Source organism: Streptomyces tricolor, assembly GCF_002155905.1.
GTDB classification, from domain to species: domain Bacteria; phylum Actinomycetota; class Actinomycetes; order Streptomycetales; family Streptomycetaceae; genus Streptomyces; species Streptomyces tricolor.
Window position 1 is genome coordinate 1 of sequence record NZ_MUMF01000288.1, and the last position, 5,013, is coordinate 5,013.

At 73.4% G+C, this 5,013-nt stretch carries 4 protein-coding genes and 2 pseudogenes; 2 read left to right on the forward strand and 4 right to left on the reverse strand.

Annotation, left to right across the window (positions count from 1 at the left end):
- Positions 1-238 (reverse strand): annotated as a pseudogene (locus CCN44_RS46345) (phosphatase); the annotation flags it as partial.
- 493 nt (positions 239-731) lie between these two features.
- Between CCN44_RS46345 and CCN44_RS21015 the strand changes: the two are divergent.
- Together CCN44_RS21015 and CCN44_RS21020 are read left to right on the forward strand one after the other, a co-directional pair.
- Positions 732-1,397 (forward strand): bifunctional DNA primase/polymerase, encoded by a 666-nt coding sequence (locus CCN44_RS21015; RefSeq protein WP_059249965.1) that lies wholly within the window; start codon positions 732-734, stop codon positions 1,395-1,397.
- Between the two features lie 55 nt (positions 1,398-1,452).
- The gene (locus CCN44_RS21020; protein WP_272935079.1) at positions 1,453-2,040 is read left to right on the forward strand and encodes a hypothetical protein; all 588 of its coding nucleotides are present in this window, start codon (positions 1,453-1,455) and stop codon (positions 2,038-2,040) included.
- A gap of 258 nt (positions 2,041-2,298) precedes the next feature.
- Here CCN44_RS21020 and CCN44_RS21025 read toward each other — a convergent pair whose 3' ends face one another.
- The 3 genes and pseudogenes from CCN44_RS21025 to CCN44_RS21035 all read right to left on the reverse strand — a co-directional run.
- Positions 2,299-3,261 (reverse strand): DUF5926 family protein, encoded by a 963-nt coding sequence (locus CCN44_RS21025; protein ID WP_059249964.1) that lies wholly within the window; start codon positions 3,259-3,261, stop codon positions 2,299-2,301.
- A 286-nt stretch (positions 3,262-3,547) separates the two neighbouring features.
- A pseudogene (locus tag CCN44_RS21030) lies at positions 3,548-4,171 on the reverse strand (ATP-binding protein); the annotation flags it as partial.
- Positions 4,172-4,287: 116 nt separating this feature from the next.
- Positions 4,288-5,013 (reverse strand): glycerophosphodiester phosphodiesterase family protein (locus tag CCN44_RS21035; protein ID WP_086698562.1); only part of this gene is annotated, 726 nt, incomplete at its 5' end.

The following is a 5,013-nucleotide window of genomic DNA, read 5'->3' on the forward strand; positions in this document are numbered from 1 at the left end:
GGGCGTGGGGAGCCGGGACGGCGGCGGCGCCTGAGGCGGGGGATGCGGGCGCGACAGTGTGGGCCGGTGTGGGAAGTGTGGGATCGATTCCGGCCACTTTCGGAGGGTGCGGGGCGTTCATGGCGTCCGGCCTTCAGACCGGTGCGTATTGCTCAAAAGCATCGCAAACCCCCATGTCATTCTGCGCCGCTAGCAGTGTCTCCACATGTACACGCACTCGTGAGGGGATGTCCAGCATTGTCCTGCGGGGATTCCTGGTGTCCATGAGGCAGGAGAGGGTTTCTCCCGAACCCCTTGCCTTACTGTCAAGTTGGCTGAAAACTGCCTCAGGTATCGGCTCATTGCGGTCGACTGGCCTTGCTCCACGGAGCGTCACAGCGGTCGTGATGGGTACGTACTCGGAGAAGGCCAGGGGTGGTTGGGGGCCACCCGGAACCTGGCGACGGACCCGGGCGTCATAGCCACCGACGGCCGAGCCCCATCCTCCCGTGGCGGAGGCGGAGAGAAATACGCGCGACGGCAAAACGCCAGACTTCGCCACCCCACGCCGCAGCCGTGCTTTTGATAGACGCACTATGGACGCGGACGCGGCCAACGCTCGACCCCTTGGGGTTCCCCATGCGTGCGCAGGGGTGTGATGCGCCAATAGGTACGCCCAGTGAAGTGATCGACACATGGTGTGATGTGGCCCACGGTGTTGCCAGCGGTGCAACGGAAAGGAACGAGCGCTCATGCGCGAGATCCTCGGAAGGCGACGCAGGCTTCTGTCCAGGCGGGACGACGGGAGGCCTGAGCTGATCGGCGCGGCCCTGACCTTCGCGACGGAATGGCAGTGGCCGGTACTGCCCGGTGTGGCACCGGACCCGCAGGGGCGGGCCCGCTGCGCCTGCCCCGATCCGGAGTGCACGGTGCCCGGGGCGCACCCCTTCGACCCCGGCCTGCTCGCGGCGACCACCGACGAGCGCATGGTGCGCTGGTGGTGGACCAACCGGCCGAGCGCCCCGATCGTCCTGGCCACCGGGGGCAAGGCGCCCTGCGCGGTCAGCCTGCCGGCGCTCGCCGCCTCCCGCGCGCTCGCCCTGCTCGACCGGCGCGGCATGCGGCTCGGCCCGGTGATCGCCGCGCCGACCCGCTGGGCGCTGCTCGTGCAGCCGTACTCCATGGAGCAGCTCGGCGAGCTGCTGTACGCCAAGGACTTCGTCCCCGGCTCGCTGCGCTTCCACGGCGAGGGCGGCTATCTCGCCCTGCCCCCGTCCGAGACCGGCCAGGGCGCCGTCCGCTGGGAGCGGGCCCCGCTGCCCGGCTCCGCCTCGCCCTGGGTGCCCGATGTGGAGGCCGTGGTGGACGCCGTGGTCGACGCCCTCACTCGTACGGGTGTGAGCGCGCCCGAGTTGTAGGGGTGTCGGGCGCGGGCGGGGCCGCGGAGCCCCGCTCGCTCGTACGCTTCCGCACATGCTGCGTCATTCCGGGCGCCACTCCGGCGGCCACCGAGCCCCACAGCCGCGCCGCGGCGGGCGGGATCCCCGACGGCTGCGGCTGCTCGGCCTCACGGGCGTCGTGGCGGCGGTGGTCGCCCTGCCGCTGACCGTGGCGTCCGCCGGGCAGGTGGGTGACGCCGGCCGGGCCGCCGCGCCCGCCGCCGCGCGCGATGCCGCCGACGACCGTCCGGACACCGTCCGCCGCTCCCCCTTCCTGCTCGGCCAGGGGCTCGCCACCGCCGTCCGTTGCGGTCCCGAACTCACCTCGCCCGACGGCATCGAGGCGCAGACCTGTGTGCTGACGCAGGGCGAGGACACCTGGGCGCGCACCTACTACCGCAACGCCACCGGCGCGTCGCTGGACTCCGTGCTGAGCCTGATGGGGCCGGGCGGCCGGACCGTGCAGATGCGCTGCACCACCGGGGCCGACGACGAGCCCGCCACCTGCGAGACCCCGCGCGAGCGCAGCCGGGGCGGGCCGGACGCCTACACGGCCGTCACCGAGTTCGCCGAGCGCGGCGCCGACGGGGCGCTGCTGCTCCGCTCCGGCAGCAACTCCTGAGGCCGCCGGGGGAGTTGGCACCGGGCGGCGCCGGAGCCGGACGCGGACATGGAAAGACCCGGTTGCTGGCGACGGGGGATGCACCAGCAACCGGGCTACTGGAACGGTAACAAGAGATCGGCGGTTCGCAAATTCCGGGTTGGCTATTCGGACACCGATTTCCCTGTCGAAACGGGGAGTTGTGACAGGAGTCACCCCTTGCGGGGACTGGGGTCACGGCTGACCGACCGGTCAGCCGTGACCCGCCCGCCCGGGACGTCAGCTGAGCGTGACCTGCCGGTTGGTCAGTCCGCCGCGTGCCCGGCGCTCCTCCGGAGTGAGCGGCTCCCGCACGGCGAGGGCGGCGGCGAGGCGCTCGGCGAATTCGGCGGCCGGCTTCTCCACGTCCTCGGCGGAGACCCCGCTCGGCAGGTCCCAGACCGGCACGGTGAGCCCGTGAGCACGGAAGGAGCCCACCAGCCGGGTGCCCTCGCCGAGGCTGGACCGGCCCGCCGCGTGCAGTCGCGCGAGCGCGTCCAGAAGCTGCTCCTCCGGGTGCGGCATGACCCAGCGCAGATGGTTCTTCTCCGGGGTCTCGCACCAGTACGCCGCGTCCACGCCGGCCAGCCGCACGGTCGGGATGGCGGCGGCGTTGGCCCGCTCCAGGGAGGCGGCCACCTCCGGGGTGGCGTTCTCCGCGTCCGGCACCCAGAACTCGAAGCCGCTGTGCACCACCGGCTCGAAAGCGGCCTCCGGGTCGAGCAGGTCCTGAAGCCGCGGCCCGTCGGCGGGGGCGCGGCGGCCCTGCACCGGGGTGCCGGGCTCGGCCGTCAGGGCGCGCCGGAGCGTGTCGGCGAGGTCGCGGCTGATGTCGCCGGACGCCGTGTCGTTCTGCAGGCCGATCAGGACCGAGCCGTCGTCGCGGCGCAGCGCGGGCCAGGCCATCGGCAGCACGGTGGCCAGGGTGACCGACGGGACGCCCTCGGGCAGACCGTCCTTCAGGGTCAGCCCGGCCGTCGCCGCCGGGACCAGCTCCCGCAGCGCCACCCAGTCGCACTCGCCGGGCAGCCCTTCGAACGGGCGCTGCACCAGCTCGGTCGCGGCGTGCGCGGCGGCCCGGCCGTGACAGGCCTTGTAGCGCCGGCCGCTGCCGCAGGGGCAGGGTTCGCGGGCGCCGACGACCGGGATCTCCCCGTCGATCGGCTGCGGCTTGGCCTTCGTCTGGGGTCGCTTCTTGGCCATGGTGGGTGTCTCCCGGTTACGGCGCTTCTCGTACGGCGGGAGCCTAGCCGTTCGTGCCCTGGCCGACGGGAACCTGTGGACAACGCACGGGCGCTCGACGCCGGCGGTGTGAACGGGGGGCGGCGGACGGACGGGCCGCCCCGCCGGCCGCCCCGGTTCAGTCCAGGTCCTCGAACGCGTCCGCGAATCCCAGCCCGGGCAGGCCGGGCAGGCCGGGCAGCTCCGACAGCTCCGGCAGCTCGGACAGCTTGGGCAGCGGCCCGCCCGGAGCGGTCAGCTCCGGCAGGTCGGCCAGCGGAAGGCCCGCGGCGGCCAGGTCCGGCAGCGCGGGGGGCGTGACGCGCGTAGCGAACGCGTCGCGGCGGCACCCGGCGTCGGGATCGTGGACATCCGCGTGGACCACCACCCAGACCGTCACCTCGCCCTGGACGTCGTCCCGCACGCCCCAGTCGTCGGCGAGGGCCGTGATGATGTTCAGCCCGCGACCGCCGTGCGCGGTCACCGACGGAGTGGCCGGCGCCGGGCGGGTCGGGCCGCCGCCGTCCGTGACCTCCACGATGAGCCGCCCGCGCGCGTCGACCCGCCAGGCGGCGCGGACGTCCCCGTCCCCGGCCGGCGCGTCCCCCAGGGGCCGCCCGTGTTTGCACGCGTTGCTCAAAAGTTCGGAAAGGATCAGTACGGCATCGTCGATGACCGATTCCGATACGCCACCGCTGCGCAGCTGCGCCCGCATCCGGTGCCGCGCCTTGCCCACGCCCGCAGGGCCATGGGGTACGGCCATGCTCGACGACGTGGGCACCTCCTGTGCCACCACCAACGCCACCCCCGAGACCTCCTTCGCCCCACGCCACGGTGTGGATGCCCCCTTGGCCTGTACCGGAAACCGGCCAATCCTCTTCCGGTGACGCATTCGACACGGCCGCACACGCAGCGAACGCGCCGGAGCACTCCCCGTGACGCATCGTGCCGAGCTGTGCCCGACAGGGGCCGGTATGGCCGGATTCGGCGGGCGGCGGTCCGGTCGGTTCAGCGGCCGAGCCGGCGCAGCACCGCGCGCGGGCGGTTGGTGATGATGGCGTCGACGCCCAGCTCGACACAGAGGTCGACGTCCTCGGGCTCGTTCACCGTCCACACGTGGACCTGGTGGCCGGACCGCTTCAGGCGCTGCACGTAGGCGGGGTGGCTGCGCACGATGCGGATCGAGGGGCCCGCCACCTGCACGCCCGCGGGCAGCCGGCCGTCGCGCAGCCGGGGCGAGACGAACTGCATCAGATAGACCGTCGGCAGCGTCGGCGCCGCCGCCCGCACGCGGTGCAGCGAACGCGCCGAGAAGCTCATGATCCGCACCGGCGACTCGGCGGCGGAGGCCGGCGCGTCCAGGCCGAATCGCTTCAGCAGCGTCAGCAGCCGCTCCTCGACCTGGCCCGCCCAGCGTGTGGGGTGCTTGGTCTCGATGGCCAGCTCCACCCGCCGCCCGGCGTCCGCGACCAGCTCCAGCAGCCGCTCCAGGGTGAGCACGGAGGTCTCCTCGCGGTCCTCCGGCCGGTGCTCCCAGTCGGGCTCCTCGTCCCGCCCGCGCCAGGCGTCGCGCGTCTTCCAGGAGCCGAAGTCGAGAGCGGCGAGATCGGCCAGTTCGAGCGCCGAGACCGCGCCGCGGCCGTTGGAGGTACGGTTCACCCGCCGGTCGTGGACGCAGACCAGGTGCCCGTCCGCGGTCAGCCGTACGTCGCACTCCAGGGCGTCCGCGCCGTC